We start from the raw sequence: 21,466 nt of genomic DNA on the forward strand, positions 1-21,466 counted from the left end.
GTTCTCTTCTAGCATGGTTTGGGTGAAGTCATCTTATGCATTCACTATCTACTGGATAATGGATTGCATAAAGGACGTCATTTCATTACTCGCTTTATTCAGGCGCTCAATGACTCCGCTGAATTCAGTGACCAATTCTGCTTGTGAGTGTGAAGAAGCAGAGATCGCTTCAATTTCTTGCTCCATTTGCTTAATGGACTTTTGAACATCACTCAGTGATTTTTCAATATTATGGGTTGCTTCTTTAGTGTTAACGGACAGTTTGCGTACTTCCGTAGCAACCACCCCAAAACCAGCCCCTTGCTCTCCTACACGAGCGGCTTCAATTGCCGCATTCAGCCCAAGCAGGTTCGTCTGCTCAGAAATCTCACGAATGAAGCCGGCAACCTTATTCACTTCTTGTGATTCCGTTACGGCTCTACGCGTATTATCTAATATTTGCTGCGAAGTAGCTGATAACTCCTGAGATTGGGCAGCTACGCTCTGCACCATCTCCATTAGATGACTGCTTATCTCATTAATCTCATCTGTGAATCCTTCAAGCTTATTCTCGTTCTCTAGTGTATAGGCAATGGCAAAAACCCCGATTACATCATCATCCGTTCCGTAGATAGGTACACATGTTGAGATTACAGGAGCTCCATAAATTTCTGCTGGGATTCGGTTAGAGCTTGCTATACCTTTCAGTCCATTTGAAAGCGACAGATCTTCAGGCGGGATAGGGTTACCCTTAACCAATCCGAGATCAATAACTTTACTTGGTGCGTAATAATGGAAGATCTCCCTGTCCGTGATTCCAATCATAATATCCTGCGAGTGAATCTTTTTGAAATAAGGTGCTGCGAGGACTAAGGCATCGATAATACTCATCTCTTCATCTCCCATATAAAAAAAATGTATATGTAGTTTTATCGTCACAATGGGTTATTAAATGAATATTGTCATAGTAGAGTAACAATCCCCACGTATGATTTGTTTATGAATACTATTAGCAGACGACAATTTCTACAGAAAAGCGCTCAAGTAACTCTAGGCCTTCTTGGAACAGCTGGTGCATCCGGTATCTATTCACATTGGATCGAACCCTACTGGCTGGAAATCAAATACGTAGATATTACACTCCCTAGACTTTCTCCAGCCTTCGATAAATTTCGTATCGTTCATTTTAGTGATTTACATCAGGGGGTATATTCCAAGCCGCAAGCTTTAACGGAGCTAGCGCAGCAAATTCAACATGTAAAGCCAGATCTGATCTGCTTCACCGGCGATTTATTAGATCATTCAGCCGATTATATTGCAGAAGCCGTAGCCTTGTGCTCTCAGTTGCGGGCTCCTTTTGGACAATTTGCAGTATTAGGCAATCATGATGCTTTTGGGACCAGAAAGGTTGTAACGAAAGGGCTAACACAATCGGGCTTCCACGTGCTCCATAATGAACATATCGTCCTAACCCAAGGTACGGACAAGCTCTATATTGCCGGAATAGATGATCCTTGGGTCGGAAAAGCAGACATCGCCCAAGCGCTGCTTCATATCCCGGAAGAGGCTTGCACAATTCTCCTGGCCCATGAACCTGATTTCGCCGATGACTTTTGTAAGCTGCCTATAGATCTGCAATTGTCTGGCCATAGCCACGGAGGCCAAGTGCGGTTTCCATTTGTCGGAGCTTTATATACCCCGCCTCACGGAAGTAAATATTCAAGTGGGTTATATCAACTGCCCAACAGCCAACTTCAGGTCTATACCACTCGCGGGATAGGAGTAACTCGTATGCCTGTTCGTTTTAATTGTCGTCCCGAGCTCACCGTAATTACTTTACATTCTTAATGCTAGTGTCTTAATCGTACAAAATGGTTAAAAAGTATATACCTTTTGCATATCTATGCAACAACACTGTAACCGTCTTTGTAATCAAATCTATTTGGGACCTAGGTATAATTGTAGGAGTGATAGAGGAAAAAATATCATATTGCAACTACATAAGCCCATCCTTGGGAAGGAGAGATTAAGTTATGAATAAAAGTATGAAATGGACCTCAGCCATCTTGGCTGCTGGAGTATTGCTTGGAGGGTCGGGACTAGTAGGAGGAACTTCAGTTCAAGCCGCAACTACCGGAGGAAATACGGTAAAACAAGCCGCACAGCAACCCTCTGTAGTGCTTAAATATAAAGGCCAGACCTTATCGCAGCAAGCGAAAATAGTAAACGGCAACACCATGATCCCTTTAACTGTACTACGGGATGCTTTTGGCCTCTCCATTAACTATAATGCAAGCACCAAAACTTATAGTGTAGGCAGCGATTCCATGAAGCTGGACATGGAGGTCTCAGATTACGGTGTTATTACAACCCTGAATGGCTATTACATTTATAGCATGACCGGCAGTCATGATGTGAAGGTCATCAACGACCGGATTTATGTTCCGTTCAAACTGTTGTCTGACTATTTAGGAGTGCAAGGCGTTTATAATCCTTCATTGAAATCACTTGATCTAAGTAAAAAAGTAATGAATGACATCAAAATTACCTCTGAAACCTTAGATAAGAGCAATAAAAATGCTAGTATCAAAGTGCAATATCCCAAAATCAGTGGCTTAACGGATGAAGTACAAACTAAGATTAATGCAATCTTCAAAAAACAAGCTGAACAATTCGTCGCAGAGAGTGAAGAACAGGCTAGCCGTAGAGATGGTACTATAGAGAATAAATATGACTTCTCTCAAACTTTTGTCGTCTCCTTTAACCGTGAAGGGGTTCTGAGCATCGTGACTGATCAATATGGCTATACTGGTGGAGCTCATGGTGGAGCCCTTCGTGAAGGATTTACCTTCTCGCTGAAAGACGGCAAACCAATTGAACTTAAGGACCTGCTGAAGGCAGAGCCAAACTACAAACAAAAATTAGATAAAATGTTGAAGGAAAGCACCAAGGAGCTAGCTTTTCCAGATACACCTGGCGGACTAACAGAAAAACCAAACTTCTACGTTTCCGAGAGTGGCCTTGCAATCTTCTACCAACAGTATGAAATTGCCCCTTATGCGGCTGGAATTCCTACGTACACCTTTAATTTCAGTTCAATATTACCAAAGGGAACTAACCCATTCGCTGCCTTCAAATAAACTTCTATTGTAAAAAAGAGCGTCACAGTCATTAGGACTGGGACGCTCTTTTGGTTTTACAGCTTAGGCTTCCAAACTTCCCGCCGGGCCGAAGAATTCATAATGAATTCTGTCTTCAGCCACCTTCCATTCCTTAAGAGCCTTATATATCGCCTTCATAAAAGGAGTCGGTCCGCAGAAATAGAATTCAGAGTTTACGTCTGTTACTTCTTGCAACCAAGCTAGATCAATATAACCTGTTTTATGGAACGTATCTCCTTCACTTGGAGTTTCATAACATACATAGGATCGTAGGGTAGGATGGGACTGCTCCAAATCCGCCACCATTTCTTTCATAGCATGCAAGCTTCCATTGATGGCTGCATGAATGTACGTTACCTCTCGTTCTGGCTGCGTAGCAATTAATGTCTCCAGCATACTTACCATAGGGGTTAGTCCAACCCCGCCACTGATAAGAACCACTGGACGATCACTATCTTTATTTAGTACGAAATCACCTGCTGGCGAGCTTACTTCCAATATAGCTCCCACTTGTACGACATCATGAAGGAAAGTAGATACGACTCCAGCCGGTTTATCCGGCCCTTCACCTTCCCGTTTAACTGTGATGCGGTAATACGACTGTCCCGGCGCACTGGACAAACTATAGTGGCGAACATGGGTGTATTCCTCTCCCTCAGGCTGAACACGAACCGTGATGTATTGACCCGGCAAGTAAGAAGCTATAGCCCCTCCATCCTCAGGAGAAAGGTAGAAGGAAGTAATAAGTTCACTTTCTTTAACCTTCTTAGTAACCACAAAGTTTCTAAATCCACTCCAACCCCCGGGAATTTCGGCAGCTTCACGATACTTCTCTGCTTCGACACCAATAAAGGCATCTGCAATCACGCCATACGCCTTTGCCCAAGCATCAATAATTTCCGGCGTCGCCGCATCGCCAAGTACTTGCCCAATAGCAGCTAACAAAGTCTCACCTACGATGGGATAATGTTCAGGTAATACTCCCAATGCCCGATGTTTCTCCGCAATCTGTTTTACCACAGGCAAAATATTTCCCAGCTGATCAATATTCATTGCCGCCGCGAGTACGGCGTTAGCAAGTGCAGTCTGCTGTTTACCTTCCCGTTGGTTGGCATGATTAAATATATTTAGTAACTCCGGATGATTTTCAAATAACATGCCATAGAAAGTAGTTGTGATGGTCTTCCCATGAACCTGCAATACGGGCACCGTTGATTTTATGATTTCAATGGTTTGTTGATCTAACATCTAAATACCCTCTTTCCTGCAATAAATTAATTCCTCTATAAAAAGCATATAGAAGCTGAACATCCCATAGTGTGCGTTCAATCACACGGGAAATTGAAAAAATGTGAACGATTCAACAATTGCAATGATATCCATCACAATAATGCACCCGAAATCAAAAAAACTATCCAAGCAGCCATAATAGCTTCCGGGATAGCTTTTTATCTTATTATTTTGACAGCTCCACAAAACCTTCTCCGAATACATCTCTTACATCGTGGATGGTAATAAACGCCTCTTTATCAATGGATTTGACGATTTTCTTAAGCATAGTCACTTCCTGCTTGCTAATCACAATATACAGCAGCTCTTTAGGTGTCTTGGTATAGTACCCACGGCCATATATTACTGTGACGCCTCTATCCATAATTCCATTAACCTGTTCAGCAATTTTGTCCTGCTCTTGGGATACAATCGTAACAGCCTTCTTAGGGTTCACTCCCTCAATAATAAAGTCCATTATCTTAGTGGCTACATAGAGCATCACGATCGTAAACATCAGACTTTGTACTCCAATGATGAAATACGAAGCGAACACCACAATTAAATCGACGAGCAGTAGCGCGTAACTAACATTCCAGTCCAAATATTTATGTAGGATTCTGGCGATGATGGTTGACCCTGCAGTCGTTCCACCCACTCGTATAATTAGCCCGATACCCACACCTGAGAAGATACCCCCGAATATTGCATTAATTATCAACTCATCGCTGCCAATATTCCAATTTTTCGTAAGAATCAGGAATAACGAATTGAAAAACACCGCAATAATCGTGTATACCGTCGTAGTTTTGTCTAGAAATTTGTACCCCACAATTAATAATAAAGCGTTAAGAATCAAACTAACAATACCGGGTGACCACTGATACAAATAGTAAGTAATCATAGTCAGTCCCGTGACCCCGCCTTCACCGAACTCGTTCGGAATCACAAACAAATTAACGGCCAAGGAGAATAACAAAGCTCCTACAATGATGGAAACAATATCCGAAATACGCTTTTTCATACCATGCCCCTTCTACCCTAGATCTATATCCACAAATACTAACACCGCTTTGATATAGATGCAATCCATCCGAAAGAAGTCAACAGTCTATAGATACAGTAACCAGCCACCCCGCCGCCAGTGTTCAAAATAAGATCATCCACATCAAAGGTGCCGATATACAATACTAATTGTGTGAATTCAAAACAGAAGCTCAGCGCCAGCGAGAGGAAGAAAACTCTTCGAAACAGCCTTACTTTTTGCGATAACAGCATGGGCACCAAGATCCCAAACGGAATAAAGGCCAACAAATTCCCTACTAAATTAATCGATGAAAAAGGATCTGAAAGCGACAGATCGTCCATCCCCCGGGAGATCTCCTTAAAAGGGATATAGTTGCCTCGCCGATTAAAAATCCGGTCTGGATGTTCAAACATACGTCCCGCTTGCTCCCAAAGCGATAATAAGTTCACCGGTGCACCTTTAAATAAAATAATTCGGATTAAAAAATACATATAGACGATAAATATCGCTGCCAGCAAAAGGTTTATAGCAGACTTTTTTTTCGGCTCTTTAGTCATTAATATGTAGTAACAATTATGCCATCCATGTTATCGCCTGACGTCATATATTGCCCTTCCTGTGGAATTTTGATCGTAGTGTATTTGGATACCGGAAAATAACTTACTGTATAAGCTTTGCCGTCTACTGTTGTTGAAATCTCTTTGTTCTCTTTCAAGAAATCCAAATATTGTTCTAGCACAAGCCCCTTCTCATGAATAATGGCGCTGTGCGGCAACCCTACATAACGGAAATGCCAGGGTTCATATTTTATCCCCGTAATCTCGGTTTTGTCTTTCGGATAGCGGAGAATAAAGCCGTATTTCCAGGCATTTTTTTGCAGCCATTTCCCTTCAGGCGCTTTACTCATTTCTGATTGGGATGACCCGATATCCAGAGATAATCCTAAATTATGTTCACTATATTGCGCCGGTAAAGCATAGTCCGAACCTTTTTCCTGATATAATTTCTCTTGCTCTTCAAAGTCCCTGTACCCGCTGCTAATTAAAAAATGATTCACACCCTCTTTTTCGGCAGCTTTGACCATCTTATTGAATTTATGCGCTACACTTTCAGACAAACGAATCGAGGTATCCAGCAGCCCATAACCCTGCACCAGATCCGCCTGCTCATATAAGGTCACGATATCAGACTTCACACTATCCTCATGTACCGGGTATTGTTTGTTCACCAGCAACAAATCCCCTTGATACACTTGATCTTGTGTTACTACCTCTAAGCTATTGTTATTTCTAATAGATTCTTTGCGAATCTTATCATCGTATCCTAAATTACCCGTATTCGGTAAATAACGAGCCGCTGCATACCCAAGCAACAACACAACCAACGCCAAAAAGCCCCACTTCTTCATCAGCAATGTCCTCCCATTTCCTTGATAGGAATAGAATAACGAAGACACTTTAAAGAAAAGGCGGGACAAATATAAAGTTTTTCTTAAAATAAATAAATCTCACGGGCTTTACCCATTAAAAGTATATCCAACGCCCCAGATCGTCTTAATGAATTTATTCTTATTGATGTCTTCACCGAGCTTTTTGCGCAAGGTACGGATATGCACCATGACCGTGTTCCCACTCTCATAATAAGCATCGCCCCATACCTGTTGAAAAATGTTCTCCGCACTAAACACCTGCTTAGGATGGCTGACCAATAAGTGCAAAATATCAAACTCTTTTGGAGTTAGCTCAATAACCTCACCATAAAGAGTAACCGTATGCTCATCCGGTGAAATCATCAATCCCCGAACCTCTAGCACCGATTTAGGTATGGCAGCGGGCTGACTGAATTGTATGGAGCGCCGCAACTGGGAATTGACCCGGGCGACCAGCTCCATTGGGTTAAACGGTTTGGTCATATAATCATCTGCGCCCATAACCAGTCCGGTGATTTTATCAAGATCGGAAGTTTTAGCACTCAGAAAAATAATCGGCAGATGATGATGCTCCCGAATATGGCGGGTGACCTCGTAACCATCCAGCCCCGGCATCATGATATCCAGAATCGCCAAATCTATCGTTTGCGACTCAATGGCTTGTACCGCTGCCCTTCCATCGGACACTTTGAGGATATGATACCCCTCTTTTTGCAAATGCAAGGCCACCAAGTCGGCAATTTCCGCCTCATCATCCGCAATTAAAATGGTGATGCGCTTCATCTATTTTTCACTCCTATAGGTTGTGCTGTACACTCTTCATCCATTATACCCTAAACTCAAAAACCACTCCTAGAAAGAAGTGGTTTCCGATTAAATCTATGATTTATATAGTCTATTTCCTTTTATTATAGCTGTCTAACAATAGCTCTAATGAAATCCCATTTACTGTGACGCCTGAAAGATTGCAGTCTCTTATATCCACATTCGAAAGATCACAATCTACAAAGGATGTCCCGTTCAGCTGGCATCGCTCAAACTTATTGCCTTTACCGTACAAATGAATATCGTGGAAATAAGCCTCCCCTAGTTCACTATTACTAACCTCTATTTCCCACAGCCCCACTTCATTAAACTTAACAGAATGCATATTGATGTCATTAAAGGTAGTACTGCTCATATTAATATTATCGAATCCGGTCCCCTCCATATTTACATTGGAGAAGTTTGTTTTATGCATATCAATATCATCAAATTCACTCTGGCCCATAGCCACACGACGAAAATTCGTTTCAGTCATTCTTTCATCCTGAAAGACTCTCTTCTTAAATTCGTCCTGTAATTTGTTTTCACTAAGATTATTATTCACTGTACTCAACATCTCCCTTTTTAAGATCGCTCTTGATCTGCGGAGTCTACTCTCAACAGCTTCGCTGGATAAATCAAGGAAATCGGCGATTTCCCTAACCTTGTAATTGTCGATATAGTAGAGAATTGTGACTATACGGTTAGCTTCTGATAGGGTGTTTAAGGCTTTCCACACATCTTGCTGGAGTTCTTTTCTGAGCAACTGGTCTTCGGTAGATTCTGGCTGCGGAACCTCCATTTTTTGCATGAATTCGTAAGCAGTTTTCTTTTTATTTGACCTAAACCAATCCATGCATTCCCGTGCAGTAACCGCATATAACCAACTGGCGAGTTTCTCAGGCTCCTTTAAGTTAGGTAATTTGCGATAGGTTTTAACAAAAACCTCTTGGGCAATGTCTTGTGCGGTATGAAAATCACCCAATTTACCATAAGCAACCCCGTATACTGCATTGGAATATTTGCCGATAAGTACACTGAATGCATCCATGTCACCTTTACACACCTTATCTACCAGTTCTGCGTCTGTACAAGTCACTATTTTCCTCCTTAACATCAAGCTCATAACATAGACGGAAAAGAGACTCAAAAACCGTCTTTATGCCTGCAAATAATCTTTAATGGAGAGGGGATTTCAACTTTTCTTCACCGTGATAATTATAGCCTAATTATTACCTAGCTAAAACAATCTGCGAGCCGTCACCAAACGTTTCTTCCACTTGTCACTTAAGGCTTCATAATGAACGCCAAGCTCCTTGGAGTACGTATGTAGGATCTGATTATTTCCCGCGTAAATCGCCACATGCCCAATATCGAGTCCTCGTGCACTGAAGAATAACAGGTCCCCTTTGCGCAGCTCGTTAATTCCAACCTCTTTGCCCTCTTTGGCCTGATTGTAAGAGACACGTGGCAGGTCAATTGCCAACACATCCTTAAATACATGTCCTACAAAAGAAGAACAGTCAAAGGTAGATGTCTGGTCAGTAGCAGCACCAAATTCATAAGGTGTTCCCAGATATTTTTCTCCGTAAGCAAGCAGCTCGCTTCCCTGCCGCTCTACAAGAGCCGTACTAGTATAATTGCTATATTTGGGTTTAGCAGATATATAGCCACTCTTGTTATCTTGTGTTCGCACTTCTAACCATAAAGCATCTACTTCTCTAAACACATGTACCTTATCTCCTGCTGACAACATTTGCTGCACTGTTGATTGGGCTGACGAGTCTGGCAAACTTCGCAGGTTAACCCCATATAGAATTGTCGTATCGTAATCCACTGCCGAGTAGATACGAACGGCACGAGTAGTGGTATCCCACTTCACAGTGCTGCCCAAAGCTTCGCTGACAAAACGCAGTGGCATCATCGTATAACCGCCGGCAATCTGGCCGGGAACCGTTACACTTAAGGACTGGCCATTTTTATTCGCTGCCTGATCACCAATACGATAGGTCAGCACCAGGTCTCCCTTGGTTGCCTTAACGGTCTTGGTATCATTATTCCAAGTAATCTTTGCCCCCTGAGCTTCAAATAACTTGCGCATAGGGACTAGTACTGTATCGTTTACTAACAAGGGCTGAGCCCCCAATTGTAGCTGTTGATCATCCAGATAGACGGCTGTAACCGGAGTCTGAGGCGTTGTCGCCGCATAGGCCGGAGCAGTATAGAGCATAGATGTAAGTAGTAAAAGTAACATAGCTTTCTTTTGAAATTTCATGATGTCATCACCTCGTTGATTGATATGTACACCTATTGTTACTAAAAAAAGGGTGATTAGTTTTGTTACAAATTTTGGGGTAAGCATCTACCTACGGCATAAGCACCTAAAAAAAAGAGGACTACGATCACCTTTCGGTATCATAGTCCTCTTTTTAAATATGCCTCATGGAGCCGGCTAGACAGGTTCCTCAACTTCAAAAATGGAATCAATAATGATCGGAAGATTATCCCTTACAGAAACAGCACCCAATACAGAACGAGCATGAACACCCTTGTCTCCGAACACCTCAAGCATTAAATCTGAACAACCATTAAGCACTTTATGATGTTCTTCAAAAAGGGGATCTGCATTAACGAAGCCTTGAATTTTGACTACTCTTTTCACTTTGTCCAAAGAACCTAAAGCTGTCTTCAGGACGGCAAGGATTTCTGTACCCGTTAAACGTGCAAAATGGTAGCCTTCCTCGGTAGTGTAATCTTGTCCCAGCTTCCCTTTGGGATGGCCCGCTGGTCCTTTTCCCGACACAAAACATAAACCATTAACAATTACGTAGTTAGCGTATTTTGCCGCCGGTTCACTAGCCTCGGGCAGGACAACTCCTAATGCTTCGAGTCTGCTCGCTATAGTGTGCTCTGTCATATCCATCTCCCCCTCCATTATCAACAGCTTCAATAATTAAGTAAGATCATAGTTACTACTTAGCTTCAACCTCTGCTTCCCATCTCGATATCTCAGAGCGAACAATGGGTGCTACTTGGGTACCCAATAGCTCAATGGCTCTCATTACATCCTTATGAGGCATTGTGCCAAGCGGCACATGCAGCATAAAACGTGTGATGCCTACTTGCTTGCGCAGGTGAATGATTTTCTCAGCAACGGTCTCTGGGTCACCTACATACAAGGCACCTTCAAATCTACGCGCCGCATCATAGCTTGCACGGGTGTATTGACCCCATCCGCGTTCCCGGCCAATAACATTCATACTAGCTTGTGTAGAAGGGAAGAACATATCGGCAGCCTGCTGATTGTCCTCTGCAATGAAGCCGTGCGAGTGCGAAGCAACGGGCAGCTTCGATACATCATGTCCCGCTTGCGCTGCAGCCTTCTTATAGAGCTTCACGAGCGGAGCAAACTGTAGCGGACTGCCGCCAATGATAGCCAGCACAAGCGGTAACCCTAGTAGACCTGCACGAATTACGGATTCTGTATTTCCTCCGCTGCCAATCCATACTGGCAATGGATTCTGCACGGGACGCGGATAAATCCCCAGATTATTAATGGCAGGACGGTGCACGCCGCTCCAGGTTATTTTTTCGGATTCCCGTATTTTGAGCAGCAAGTCCAGCTTCTCATCGAACAGCTCATCATAATGATTCAAATCATACCCAAACAGCGGGAACGATTCAATAAAAGAACCCCGGCCTGCCATGATCTCTGCGCGTCCATTCGAGATTCCATCCAGGGTAGCGAAATCCTGAAACACACGTACGGGGTCATCAGAGGAAAGTACTGTAACCGCACTGGTTAGCCGAATCCGTGTCGTCTGTGAGGCCGCCGCAGCCAGTAAAACTGCTGGAGAAGACGCCGCATAATCTTTGCGATGATGTTCGCCCACGCCAAATATATCTAAACCCACCTGATCTGCAAGCACAATCTCCTCTACAACCTCGCGCAATCGCTGCGCATGACTTATCACTTCACCCGTCTGAACATCCGGTGTTGTTTCTACGAACGTGCTTATTCCTATTTCCACTTACAAATCCCCCTTAACTATAATTTCCTCTTTAAATTGTTTGTTTGATTATAACACAAGTTAAGGTTAAAAAAGCTAGTCATTCTGTCCAACCCTAGTTTCCCGGGAAACTCATCCTTAAAATTTGCAAAACCACGCTTATAAATAGAGGATTTTGAAGGAATATGTTGAAAGACTCTTAAACAAATAGCGGTTGTCGTAGAACAAATAATCATATGGCAAACGAATAAAATTCAAGGTAACATGAAAGAACTGTTAACCGGGTGGGAGAAGGTGTCACTGAAATGAATATCATGACATGGATTGATTTGTTATTATTTTTTGTTTTGTTCGCTTTGTTCATCTACATATTTGCGTCTGTAACTATCACTAACCTACATAAAGCATACTTAGTTTTTCATTTTACTATGATGTTATGGCCCTTCTGCCAATTCGCTATCAAAACGACCGACGATCCCAAGTTTCAATTGTTTTATGTAAAGCTCGCTTTTATCGACTCGGTTCTGTTAACGATTGGCTGGCTTCTGTTCACGGTACTACTCACCGGGAATTCACATCTTCTTCGAAAAAAGAACACATTGATCCTATACATTCTCGCAGCTTTGATCTTAGTAGGGGTGATCGCCAATCCAAACGGAAGTTTTGTTCTCCCTATGAACGGCGGATATATCGAAAGATATTATGGTCCGATTTTTTGGCTGCTTATTATCTTCTTAACCACCAGCGTAATGATTTCTCTGTATATCATCTATTCAGCGCTAGTCTCAAACACTACACAGCGGATCAAAAAACAAGTTGCTCATGTGCTCAAAGGGGTGCTGGTGCTAACGGTATTTATTTTATTGGATGTTTTTCTTAATGTGGTATTGCTTAAATCTGATCCAGTTATTCCAGGGCTGACCTCTCTGGGGATCTTAATCTCGGCAATCTTTTTCGTAATTGCTATCCATCGGGATAAAATATTTGATCTCGTAACCATCGCCCATCAGGATATCATTGACACCATTACAGAAGGAATTCTTGTACTGGATGATAGTGAGACTGTAGTAGAAATCAATCGCTCGCTTTTTCCAAAAATCCATCTGCAAATCGGTGCTCACTTTGACGTGTCGACCATCGCACCCATAGAGCAAACTTCCGGAGCTTTCGATTTATTCCTTCATACATACTTGAACCAGCCCATGGAGAGGACTGAGGTTGAACTATTCTACACCTCACTCGATGCATACATTAACATTACTGCGGCGCCGATTGTGGTAGGTGGAATCAGGGTTGGACGCATTCTCACTTTTCAGGACAGAAGCGAGCTGCATCGCCTCATAGCCGAGACCAATCACCAGAACGAGACCCTGCAAGAGCGTAATGCTGCATTAACTGAAATCCAGGATGAATTATCGCAGACTAACCAAAAACTTAAGCAGATGGCCATAACGGACAGCCTAACCGGTTGTTATAATCGTCATTACTTAACGTTGCACTTAGAGCATGAGATCATAGAAAATATGAAACTCAAGCAGCCTTTTGCTATCATCCTTCTGGATATCGACTTTTTCAAAACAGTGAATGATAATTACGGCCATTTAATCGGTGATGTCGTCATTTGCAGCACGGTAGAGGTAATTAAAAAAACGTTGAGGGAGACGGATGTTCTGGCGCGTTATGGCGGAGAAGAATTTATCATTTACTTACCAAATACAGATCAAACACAAGCAAACCACTTAGCAAAACATATCAAATCTATAATAGAAGCTAATAAAGTACATGTAGAGGATGTTGCTCATTCCCTCTCGATTACTGTTAGTATGGGACTGCTGTCCATTAGTAATTTTGCAGCACAATATACAGAAAGCCTGACCAATCAACTAAATGATTTATTCGAATCAGTGGACAAAGCCTTATATCAAGCAAAAAATGCCGGACGAAATCAGATTGTTGAGATTAATAGATAACGTTTAAAATAAAGAATCAGCCTACTTCTGTTGAAGTTAAGCTGATTTTTATTTTTTAGATCTTTTTAACAAACTCGGACTTTAATTTCATAGCTCCAAAACCATCGATTTTGCAATCAATATCATGATCTCCGTCCACTAAACGAATGTTTTTCACCTTTGTTCCTATCTTCAGAACGGATGAGCTTCCTTTTACTTTAAGGTCTTTAATAATAGTTATAGCATCTCCATCATTTAAAATATTTCCGTTGGCATCTCTGACAACCTTGTTCTCTTCACTGCTTTCAGCCTCTGTGTCGAGGCTCCACTCATGCGCACATTCCGGGCAGACGAGCAAACTACCATCTTCATAAGTGTATTCTGAATTACATTTCGGGCAATTTGGCAAAGTTGACATCAAAGTGTCCTCCATTCGTTAATGTAAATCTAGTTGTGGTTCCAGTGCATAGCCTCAAAAGTATATTTCATATTTGGTAAGGTTTCCACTAGATATCAGCAGTAAGTTTGTCTAGATTTCGACAGCGGACAGTAATTCTCAAATATTGTCTTGTATATTTTTTCCTAATTCAATAAGATGGAAATGTCGAATTTTTATGTAAATACATAGGAGAGTGAGTAATGATAAGTCGCAGAAGTGTTGCATTCGCCATTATTTTGTCATTAATTACATGTGGGCTCTATACAATCTATTGGTTTATTGTTCTAACCAATGAGGTAGGCGAACTGAGTGGAGACTATACATTTACAGGAGGAAAACATTTCCTTCTAACGTTGGTTACGTGCGGGATCTGGAGCTTCATTTGGGCCTATCAGGTAGGTAAACATATTGCTGAAGCTCAAAGACAGCGCGGCCAATACCCGTCAGATAATTCAGTGCTTTATGTGATCCTGACACTCTTTGGCCTGGGTATTGTCACGTATGCCTTGGTACAATCCGATGTTAATAAACTGGTATAAGTTTACGATTTATAAAAGGACACACCCTAAACTATTTTGGGGTGTGTCCTTAAGTCTCGTCGGCGTAGTATATCTCAAAGCATGGATACCCTTAACCAATATTAGTATCCCTTGTCCATTTCATGAATGGACTGGATTGTATTGTCCCGGATGTGGAGTCACAAGAGTTATTCTTTCCTTGCTGAAGTTCGACGTTATTCAAGCGTTTAGATTTAACCCGTTGCTGTTTATTTTAGCACCTCTGTATATGTTGTATTGGATTACTAATAAGAAGCAAATCCGGCCTCTTAGCCAGGCAATTATGGCTATAATGTTGATTCTGACCGTTACATTTGGAATACTGAGGAATCTCCCGCTGTTTGAATATTTGGCCCCGACAGTAATTCGTTAACAGCAACAATTATTACAAAATAGCCTGCAGTCGCACAATTGCTTGGGCCCGATCAACCACTTCTAATTTGCTGTAAAGATTGCTAATATAATTGCGCGCCGTACCTTCCGCAATATGTAATGTATCGGCGATTTCACGGTTGTTCAGTCCCCGGATAATGAGCTGTGCCAGCTCCTCTTCCCGTTCTGTCAGACTGATACGATCCAGACCCGATCTTTGCCAGTGTTCATAGTCCTCTGTTAACCTGTTCATCCTCGATGCCAGTTTGGCTGCTACCGGAGCTGGCAGAATAAATTGCCCGGATAACGTATCATGAATCGAAGCGATCATTTTATCTGCATCCATGTCCTTCAGCATATAACCGCTTGCTCCGTAGGCCATTCCCTCTACAATATAATCAGTCTCTATAAAAGTAGTCAGAATCAGAATGAAGATGTTCGGCCGAATCTGCTTTATTCGTTTCAAGGCGCTAAGGCCATCCATAACTGGCATTTGAATATCGAGCAGCACCAGATCAGGCTGGAGTGCCTCAACCATCTCGCAAGCTTCTTCTCCATTCTTGGCAGCACCAACCACTTCCATATCATCTTCCAGATCCAAAATGGTGCGAAGTCCTTCCCGCGTCAACAATTGATCATCGGCAATTACAATTTTTATTTTACTCATGTTCTATCCACAACCCTTCGCATGGGCAGATCAATCTCCAGTAAACAGCCTTCATCCATTTCTGAATCGATGGATAAGCTGCCTCCCAGCTGCTCAACCCGTTCCTTCATCGTCCTAAGTCCAAATCCCATCACGATTGGACTCATCCCTAGCCCACAATCCTTGAGTCTAAACTGCAAGTTCGCTCCAACAGACTCCAGACTAAAATGGAACTCCACACTCTTCCCATGTCTGATCCCATTAGTTAAGCCCTCCTGCAAAGCATGATAGATTGCCTTTTTATAGGCTGTTGACATGGCTTCCGGCAGATCATAAATAACTGCATGAACAACAACGCCTGCATTGCGTTCTGTATCTCGAATCAACTGCTTCAGCATCACGGTTAGATCAGAATACCTGTCCTCTTTCAGCATATGGACAGAGCCGCGGATTTCATTCAAGCTATGCCGCACAAGATCCTGGGCCTCAGCCAGACGCTGAAAGCCGCTGTCTATCTCCTTCTTCTGAAGCAGCCGCTTGCCAGCTTCAATCTGCAGAATCGTCGATGTAAGGGTATGCCCGACAATATCATGAATCTCTTGGGCAATACGATTGCGTTCCTCAAAAACAGTAGCTTCGGCCAAAGCCGCAGATGTTTCACGCATCGAACGCTCCAGGCTACGAGTTCTTTCTACCACCTGATCCTCCAGATTTTTTTTGAGATATTGGATTCCCGAATACAGCTTGGCATTAGCGATTGAGATTGCGCATTGTGAACCAAGCAGCTTGAGCACATCGAGTCTGCTTGGAGTAAATACACCCGGCGATAGATTATTCTCCAAATAGAGCAGGCAAACCAATTTATTCTGATTCATGATGGGGAGACATAGAACCGATTTCAGTCTATTATTCCTAACGTAAGTATTACGTGTAAATATTCCTTCACTGAGTGCATCATGTAATACAACCTGTTCTTGTGTTCTTGCCGCGTAAGCTATAATCGCTGCCGGGACCAACCCCGATTCTTCCCCAAGTGGAACAGATTCGATATGCTGGGCTTCTGAGGTCCCATAAGCTTCCACCATCCATTTGCCGTCATGATCAAAAATAACAGCCCCATATTCTGCCCCAGCATTGTGGAGCATGATTCGCATCAGCGTGGCCAATAATCGGCTCATCTCCATTTCGCCGGATAATGCTTGGGCAGACATTACCACAGAAAGGGAATCCACACGATCGAGCCCGGGCTCTCGTTTAATATGCAGCAAATGGCGATGCTGCTGCTCCAGGTCAGCCGCTTTAGCCTTTGCGCCCCATTGCAGATAAGCCTCATAGGCCTCAGTCATATAGATTCTTGCCAGATGCATTTTGCCATGACGAAGCCCGTATTTACCATAACATTCCGCTGCCATCGCTAAATCGTGAATATGACCGTGGATCCGAGCGTTCTCAATGGATTGCTCATACAATGCTTCAGCTTGGCGGGGATCTCGCGATAGACGAGTTAACTCAGCCTTCATTAACAGATATTTATGCTGATAATTCCCCGGACAACGCCTGGCAAGCTTTTTCATTTTCTTCAAGCATTTACGCATTTTTGCCCGATATGTACGTTGCTCTTCAGCGTTATATTCCTCATACAACTGAGCCCAGACTAAACATTCATACATGATCTGCATGGGACTGTCTAGGCCATCTTCGCGTGATTTTATAATGGCCGCTGATTTGGCTAATGCCTCACTGGCTTCTCGGTATTCCCCAAATACATAGCCCGTCAAATATTGATAGATCCAGACCATTTCTTGTATAAAATCAAAGGTGTCCCCATGAACCGACTGTGCAAAAGCAGGCTCGCTAATCTCCGCGATGGGAAAGGGATCATCTATAGAGCGATAACCTGTCAAGCGAACAAGAATGGCCGCTGCTACAATAGCCTGCTTACAATGAAGACTGTTGTTATGGCGCAGCAAATCACCGGAATGAGTAATTAATCGCTCATAGATATCGCCGAGAGGATGACCAAATTGCAAAAGGGAGGCACAGTTGATCAACACATTCTGGTTGCCCTTCCATAAGTCACCTGATTCCAGTCCTACTTTACCAGCTTTCTCGGTAAACGTATGGAGCATAGCAGGATCATAATGCCGCCAGCTATCGTAGCACATGGCGAACGCGGCTAAGGTTGTCATGTGCTGTTTCGGATAGGGTTCGGATAAGCTGAACGCCAGCATGGCCCATTTGAATGTCTCTTCATCATTACGGAAGTAATAGTATTGAAACATTGCATAACCTATAAATCCAATGGAAGCCTCCGGAGTCATCCCATAATCAAGCGTTAATTCAATCATGGTGAAGGAAGAAGCAAGCCACCCTTCTCGATTGACGTAAAAGCAAGCATTGCTTGAATGATCTAAAGTAGACATTGCGATTCTACGTGCTTCATCAGTCATTGGAGGTAAAAGAGTAAGCGATTCGAGTGAGACCTTCTTGAGTCTATGCCGCAATCGTAACCATTGAAGCGTCAATTGAGCATAACCAGGATCAAATTGATGCTTCACTTTCAGTAACGATAAGGTATGCTGGCCTAAGGAGATCACCTCTTCATGGTTATCATTACTTGCTTCCAACTGCACCTTCATTACGTAGACGTAAGCCTTATCCATATTTGTCGTAGCTTTATCAATTAACAGATGGAATAATTCATTAGCCGTATCAAAATGGGAACATAAATATTCGAGCTCCGCCCTCTCACGAAATACCCGGAAGGTCAGCCCATAATTTGCCTCCCAGCTCTGCTCCTCTAATAATGACGTTGCCTGAAGCATATATTGCAAGGCTGTCTCATGTGCGGTTGTTTGCTTCGCTTTTATCCCTGCCTGTAAGTTCAGCTCTACTAGTTGAAGCCTCTCTTCAGGGCGGTCTAACCATGTAAGTGCCTGATTCAAATGATGGACAGCTTCGAATAGAGTCGTTCCTTCACTAAGCGGGCCTCGGCCTAGCAATAACAGACCAATCCTCCAATGCAGCTCGGAACGCTCCTCTTCGGAAATAAAAGTATATGCTGCCTGATGAATGCGGTTGTGCTGGAACTTATAATGCGGATATTCCTCCCCGTTAACGGGCTGCAACAAGCGCCCATGTACAGCAACCGCCAACGCATCGTTCAATGTCTCTATCGGTGTCTCCGTAATATCAGCAAGTGTACGTAAATCAAATAGGCTGCCTATAAATGCGGCTCTGCTAAGTGCATATACCGTCTGTTCAGGAAATTGCTGCAATTTACTTGAAAGGTATGAAGCTACGTTATCGGGTACATTCAATTCAGTAATACGCTGGAGATCCCATTTCCAGCTTCGAATATTCTCATCAAATTCCACTCGCTGGTCATCTATCAAATCTTGAAGGAATTGCTTAATAAATAACGGGTTTCCATCTGTCTTATGAAGCAGCACGCGCGCCAGCTCGTCCAAGTCAGCTGCCTCGTAACGCATAACATCAAGTAGCAGTTGTTTTAAATCGGTGAGTTCAAGCGCTTGTAAAGAAATTCTGCTCATCGCTACGTTGCGGTCAACCAGATGTTTTTCCAGCCTACTGAGCGGGTGCAGCCTTGTAATCTCCCGATTGCGATAGGAAAGCACGATTAGCAGATGAGTCGTTGCTGTACCCTCTATAAGCGAAGTGAGATATTGCAGCGACGTATCATCAGCCCATTGCAAATTATCCAATACCAAGATCAAAGGATGATCCTCATGAGGAAAGAGTTGAATAAATCGGCTCATGATTAATTGAAAGCGATGCTGAGCTTCCAGCGGTGGCAGTGGAGGCACGGAGGGTTGAGGGCCAATCAAGAGTTCAAGCTTAGGAACAAAATCGATCAGCAACTGACCGTAATTGTCCACTGCTTGTAGAATACGCAGCCTCCAAACCTCCACCTGCAGCTTTGTTTCCATCAGCAGCTGACTAACCAACTCTTCTATGACTTGATGCCAGATGCCATAAGGGAGTGAGGTATGTCGGGATTCGAACTTGCCTCTGGCGAAGAAACCATCCAAAGAGACTGTATTGCTAAGGGTCTCCTTCAGAAAGGTTGTTTTGCCGATACCACTCTCCCCGCTAATCCAAACCGTCTCTACGGCACCTTGTGATGCTCGTTGCAGTGCTTCTCTTAAGCTTTGTTGCTCAAGATGTCTTCCATAGAAGCGTCCTGATACCATCCAGCGCTCTGGGATATCCCAGCTTCCTAGTGGAAAAGGCTCAATATGCCCGGATTCTTCTAGACAGGATAGACATTCCTCAAGATCCGATTTAATGCCAAACGCGCTGGCATACCTCGCTTCAGGCATTTTCTCCATGCATTTACCAACAATATCAGAGACCGATAGAGGGATAGTGGGGAACCTGCGGTGCAGAGGCTCAGGTGTATCTGCAAGATGACGATATACAATATCAACAACATCATGCAGCTCAAAGGGGCGGCTGCCCGAGAGACATTCATACAGGATGATCCCCAGCGAATAAAAGTCAGAACGGTAATCTGGTTTGACTCCGGTTCGTCCCGTTTGTTCTGGAGCGATATAAGGAAGCAGAACATCGGGCCGGCCGCCTAACGGTGACAAAGGACTCGTGGTGTTTTCGGTAGAACACATTCTTATATCAATAAATTTCACTTCAAAAGTAATGGGATTGACGATTAGATGAGCGGGGGTTAGTTCATTTAGTGTTATTTTTTCACGATGAATTTGCATAAGACAATCAGCAATAGCTGTAGCGATTCGAATTAGCGCTGGAAGACCCAGTGAATTAACAGGCACACGCAGGATCTGCCCAAGGGTACTCCCCTCTATATCTTTTAAGAGAAGGACTGGTCGGTCCGCCATAATTTCCAAACTGTACGGCTCTATTGCACCACGACCGCAAAGTCGCTTAAGCATGTCATACTCATGACGAAAAGCATCGACCATGGCAGCTCCCGGATATTCTCCTATTGTTGTCTTAGCGATAACTCTTAGGCCGTCCTCTTGACGTAGGAGTCTGTATAACCTGATATCTGCGGTATTATCTATCAGATCTAAGGTTTGGTATCCTGGCAATTCAAACATCAACAGCACTCCCTAATTACAATTAGACAGAATACTCAATCTCGCAAAGTAGTTAAAGCCATTATAACATCTGATCTTGCCGTTCTACTCATAAGACATTTCATATTTCGTTAATCCTATCGCGTTCGCGCACAATGCCGCCTGTGTCCGGTCAGTAACCTGCAGCTTCGCTAAAATCTGACTGACATGCTTCTTCACCGTAAATTCACTGATAAAAAGACGTGTGGCAATCACTCTATTGCAAGCACCTTGTCCAAGCTGAATCAGGACTTCCTTCTCTTTTGGTGTCAATTCATCTGTTGGACTGCTGGCGCTCATTCGCATCTTTTCTTCCATTAGACCAGGATCATAGTATTTTCTCCCTTTGTACACCAACTGGATAGCAAACAGTAATTCCTCCGGCAGTGCCTCTTTCAGAACATATCCGTCTACCAGTACTTCTTCAGCCCTCAAAAAATCCTCTCTGCTCGCAGAGGAAGTCAACAGTATGAATTTACTAACAATGCCGCGGGTACGTGCTATCTTAATGACATCCAGTCCTGATTCATCAGCAAGTTTAAGATCAATGAGGACAATGTCTGGCTTTGTCTCTTCAATCACATCAAGTGCTTCCGGACCATTCGTAGCTTCACCGGCAAATTGCATATCCGATTGCATTGCAATGACAGATGCCAGCCCTCTTCTAACTAAAGGATGATCATCTACAATGATGATTTTCACAGAAA

At 43.2% G+C, this 21,466-nt stretch carries 19 protein-coding genes; 5 read left to right on the forward strand and 14 right to left on the reverse strand.

Annotated features, from left to right (window positions below; genetic code table 11):
• Positions 1-48: 48 nt before the first annotated feature.
• On the reverse strand, positions 49-870 hold the full coding sequence (locus MHI25_RS29995) for a methyl-accepting chemotaxis protein (protein WP_036682244.1): 822 nt from the start codon (positions 868-870) through the stop codon (positions 49-51).
• A 108-nt stretch (positions 871-978) separates the two neighbouring features.
• On the opposite strand from MHI25_RS29995, the gene MHI25_RS30000 reads away from it, so the two are divergent.
• Complete coding sequence (locus tag MHI25_RS30000) at positions 979-1,827, forward strand: metallophosphoesterase (RefSeq protein WP_076301503.1); 849 nt, start codon at positions 979-981, stop codon at positions 1,825-1,827.
• Positions 1,828-2,012: 185 nt separating this feature from the next.
• Positions 2,013-3,119 (forward strand): DUF4163 domain-containing protein, encoded by a 1,107-nt coding sequence (locus MHI25_RS30005; RefSeq protein WP_076301504.1) that lies wholly within the window; start codon positions 2,013-2,015, stop codon positions 3,117-3,119.
• Positions 3,120-3,182: 63 nt separating this feature from the next.
• Here MHI25_RS30005 and hmpA read toward each other — a convergent pair whose 3' ends face one another.
• The 9 genes from hmpA to MHI25_RS30050 form a co-directional block, all read right to left on the reverse strand.
• Positions 3,183-4,388 (reverse strand): NO-inducible flavohemoprotein, encoded by a 1,206-nt coding sequence (gene hmpA / locus MHI25_RS30010; protein WP_076181862.1) that lies wholly within the window; start codon positions 4,386-4,388, stop codon positions 3,183-3,185.
• 208 nt (positions 4,389-4,596) lie between these two features.
• A complete protein-coding gene (locus MHI25_RS30015; RefSeq protein WP_036682251.1) occupies positions 4,597-5,433 on the reverse strand; it encodes a YitT family protein in 837 nt (278 codons plus the stop codon).
• Between the two features lie 38 nt (positions 5,434-5,471).
• Positions 5,472-5,993 carry a VanZ family protein gene (locus MHI25_RS30020; protein WP_076124132.1) on the reverse strand — a complete coding sequence of 174 codons (522 nt, stop codon included), beginning with the start codon at positions 5,991-5,993 and terminating at the stop codon, positions 5,472-5,474.
• Positions 5,993-6,844: a M15 family metallopeptidase gene (locus tag MHI25_RS30025; protein ID WP_076124134.1), complete on the reverse strand. Its 852-nt coding sequence runs from the start codon at positions 6,842-6,844 to the stop codon at positions 5,993-5,995. The genes MHI25_RS30020 and MHI25_RS30025 overlap by 1 nt, the downstream gene beginning before the upstream one ends.
• 108 nt (positions 6,845-6,952) lie before the next feature.
• Positions 6,953-7,648, reverse strand: coding sequence for a response regulator transcription factor (locus MHI25_RS30030; protein ID WP_076124136.1), 696 nt, complete (start codon positions 7,646-7,648; stop codon positions 6,953-6,955).
• Positions 7,649-7,760: 112 nt separating this feature from the next.
• Complete coding sequence (locus MHI25_RS30035; protein WP_076124138.1) at positions 7,761-8,768, reverse strand: sigma-70 family RNA polymerase sigma factor; 1,008 nt, start codon at positions 8,766-8,768, stop codon at positions 7,761-7,763.
• Positions 8,769-8,909: 141 nt separating this feature from the next.
• Positions 8,910-9,944: a stalk domain-containing protein gene (locus MHI25_RS30040; RefSeq protein WP_076124139.1), complete on the reverse strand. Its 1,035-nt coding sequence runs from the start codon at positions 9,942-9,944 to the stop codon at positions 8,910-8,912.
• A gap of 177 nt (positions 9,945-10,121) precedes the next feature.
• A complete protein-coding gene (locus tag MHI25_RS30045; protein WP_340394739.1) occupies positions 10,122-10,586 on the reverse strand; it encodes a RidA family protein in 465 nt (154 codons plus the stop codon).
• A 55-nt stretch (positions 10,587-10,641) separates the two neighbouring features.
• On the reverse strand, positions 10,642-11,700 hold the full coding sequence (locus tag MHI25_RS30050) for an LLM class flavin-dependent oxidoreductase (protein ID WP_076278251.1): 1,059 nt from the start codon (positions 11,698-11,700) through the stop codon (positions 10,642-10,644).
• A gap of 284 nt (positions 11,701-11,984) precedes the next feature.
• On the opposite strand from MHI25_RS30050, the gene MHI25_RS30055 reads away from it, so the two are divergent.
• Positions 11,985-13,649, forward strand: a complete 1,665-nt coding sequence (locus MHI25_RS30055; protein ID WP_076124145.1) for a diguanylate cyclase — start codon at positions 11,985-11,987, stop codon at positions 13,647-13,649.
• A 55-nt stretch (positions 13,650-13,704) separates the two neighbouring features.
• Here the strand turns inward: MHI25_RS30055 and MHI25_RS30060 are convergent, their stop codons facing one another.
• Complete coding sequence (locus tag MHI25_RS30060; RefSeq protein ID WP_036682263.1) at positions 13,705-14,046, reverse strand: zinc ribbon domain-containing protein YjdM; 342 nt, start codon at positions 14,044-14,046, stop codon at positions 13,705-13,707.
• Between the two features lie 221 nt (positions 14,047-14,267).
• Here MHI25_RS30060 and MHI25_RS30065 point away from each other — a divergent pair, with 221 nt between their 5' ends.
• Both MHI25_RS30065 and MHI25_RS30070 read left to right on the forward strand, forming a co-directional pair.
• Positions 14,268-14,606, forward strand: coding sequence for a DUF4234 domain-containing protein (locus tag MHI25_RS30065; RefSeq protein ID WP_051491231.1), 339 nt, complete (start codon positions 14,268-14,270; stop codon positions 14,604-14,606).
• The gene (locus MHI25_RS30070) at positions 14,587-14,997 is read left to right on the forward strand and encodes a DUF2752 domain-containing protein (RefSeq protein ID WP_076124149.1); all 411 of its coding nucleotides are present in this window, start codon (positions 14,587-14,589) and stop codon (positions 14,995-14,997) included. The genes MHI25_RS30065 and MHI25_RS30070 overlap by 20 nt, the downstream gene beginning before the upstream one ends.
• Before the next feature lie 12 nt (positions 14,998-15,009).
• On the opposite strand, the gene MHI25_RS30075 is transcribed toward MHI25_RS30070, so the two are convergent.
• The 3 genes from MHI25_RS30075 to MHI25_RS30085 form a co-directional block, all read right to left on the reverse strand.
• Positions 15,010-15,663 (reverse strand): response regulator transcription factor, encoded by a 654-nt coding sequence (locus MHI25_RS30075; protein ID WP_036682266.1) that lies wholly within the window; start codon positions 15,661-15,663, stop codon positions 15,010-15,012.
• On the reverse strand, positions 15,660-20,741 hold the full coding sequence (locus tag MHI25_RS30080; RefSeq protein ID WP_340394740.1) for an AAA family ATPase: 5,082 nt from the start codon (positions 20,739-20,741) through the stop codon (positions 15,660-15,662). The genes MHI25_RS30075 and MHI25_RS30080 overlap by 4 nt, the downstream gene beginning before the upstream one ends.
• An 84-nt stretch (positions 20,742-20,825) precedes the next feature.
• The gene (locus tag MHI25_RS30085) at positions 20,826-21,461 is read right to left on the reverse strand and encodes a response regulator transcription factor (RefSeq protein WP_076124152.1); all 636 of its coding nucleotides are present in this window, start codon (positions 21,459-21,461) and stop codon (positions 20,826-20,828) included.
• Positions 21,462-21,466: the final 5 nt, after the last annotated feature.

The sequence above is a fragment of the Paenibacillus sp. FSL E2-0177 genome, from assembly GCF_037992975.1.
In the GTDB taxonomy this organism is placed as follows: domain Bacteria; phylum Bacillota; class Bacilli; order Paenibacillales; family Paenibacillaceae; genus Paenibacillus_AQ; species Paenibacillus_AQ odorifer.

What these genes read in the sequence shown, in the direction of transcription:
- MHI25_RS29995 (WP_036682244.1), bottom strand. Translation starts at nt 870, where the DNA reads ATGAGTATTATCGATGCCTTAGTCCTCGCAGCACCTTATTTCAAAAAG.
- MHI25_RS30000 (WP_076301503.1), top strand. Translation starts at nt 979, where the DNA reads ATGAATACTATTAGCAGACGACAATTTCTACAGAAAAGCGCTCAAGTA.
- MHI25_RS30005 (WP_076301504.1), top strand. Translation starts at nt 2,013, where the DNA reads ATGAATAAAAGTATGAAATGGACCTCAGCCATCTTGGCTGCTGGAGTA.
- hmpA (WP_076181862.1), bottom strand. Translation starts at nt 4,388, where the DNA reads ATGTTAGATCAACAAACCATTGAAATCATAAAATCAACGGTGCCCGTA.
- MHI25_RS30015 (WP_036682251.1), bottom strand. Translation starts at nt 5,433, where the DNA reads ATGAAAAAGCGTATTTCGGATATTGTTTCCATCATTGTAGGAGCTTTG.
- MHI25_RS30020 (WP_076124132.1), bottom strand. Translation starts at nt 5,993, where the DNA reads ATGACTAAAGAGCCGAAAAAAAAGTCTGCTATAAACCTTTTGCTGGCA.
- MHI25_RS30025 (WP_076124134.1), bottom strand. Translation starts at nt 6,844, where the DNA reads ATGAAGAAGTGGGGCTTTTTGGCGTTGGTTGTGTTGTTGCTTGGGTAT.
- MHI25_RS30030 (WP_076124136.1), bottom strand. Translation starts at nt 7,648, where the DNA reads ATGAAGCGCATCACCATTTTAATTGCGGATGATGAGGCGGAAATTGCC.
- MHI25_RS30040 (WP_076124139.1), bottom strand. Translation starts at nt 9,944, where the DNA reads ATGAAATTTCAAAAGAAAGCTATGTTACTTTTACTACTTACATCTATG.
- MHI25_RS30045 (WP_340394739.1), bottom strand. Translation starts at nt 10,586, where the DNA reads ATGACAGAGCACACTATAGCGAGCAGACTCGAAGCATTAGGAGTTGTC.
- MHI25_RS30055 (WP_076124145.1), top strand. Translation starts at nt 11,985, where the DNA reads ATGAATATCATGACATGGATTGATTTGTTATTATTTTTTGTTTTGTTC.
- MHI25_RS30060 (WP_036682263.1), bottom strand. Translation starts at nt 14,046, where the DNA reads ATGTCAACTTTGCCAAATTGCCCGAAATGTAATTCAGAATACACTTAT.
- MHI25_RS30065 (WP_051491231.1), top strand. Translation starts at nt 14,268, where the DNA reads ATGATAAGTCGCAGAAGTGTTGCATTCGCCATTATTTTGTCATTAATT.
- MHI25_RS30070 (WP_076124149.1), top strand. Translation starts at nt 14,587, where the DNA reads ATGTTAATAAACTGGTATAAGTTTACGATTTATAAAAGGACACACCCT.
- MHI25_RS30075 (WP_036682266.1), bottom strand. Translation starts at nt 15,663, where the DNA reads ATGAGTAAAATAAAAATTGTAATTGCCGATGATCAATTGTTGACGCGG.
- MHI25_RS30080 (WP_340394740.1), bottom strand. Translation starts at nt 20,741, where the DNA reads ATGTTTGAATTGCCAGGATACCAAACCTTAGATCTGATAGATAATACC.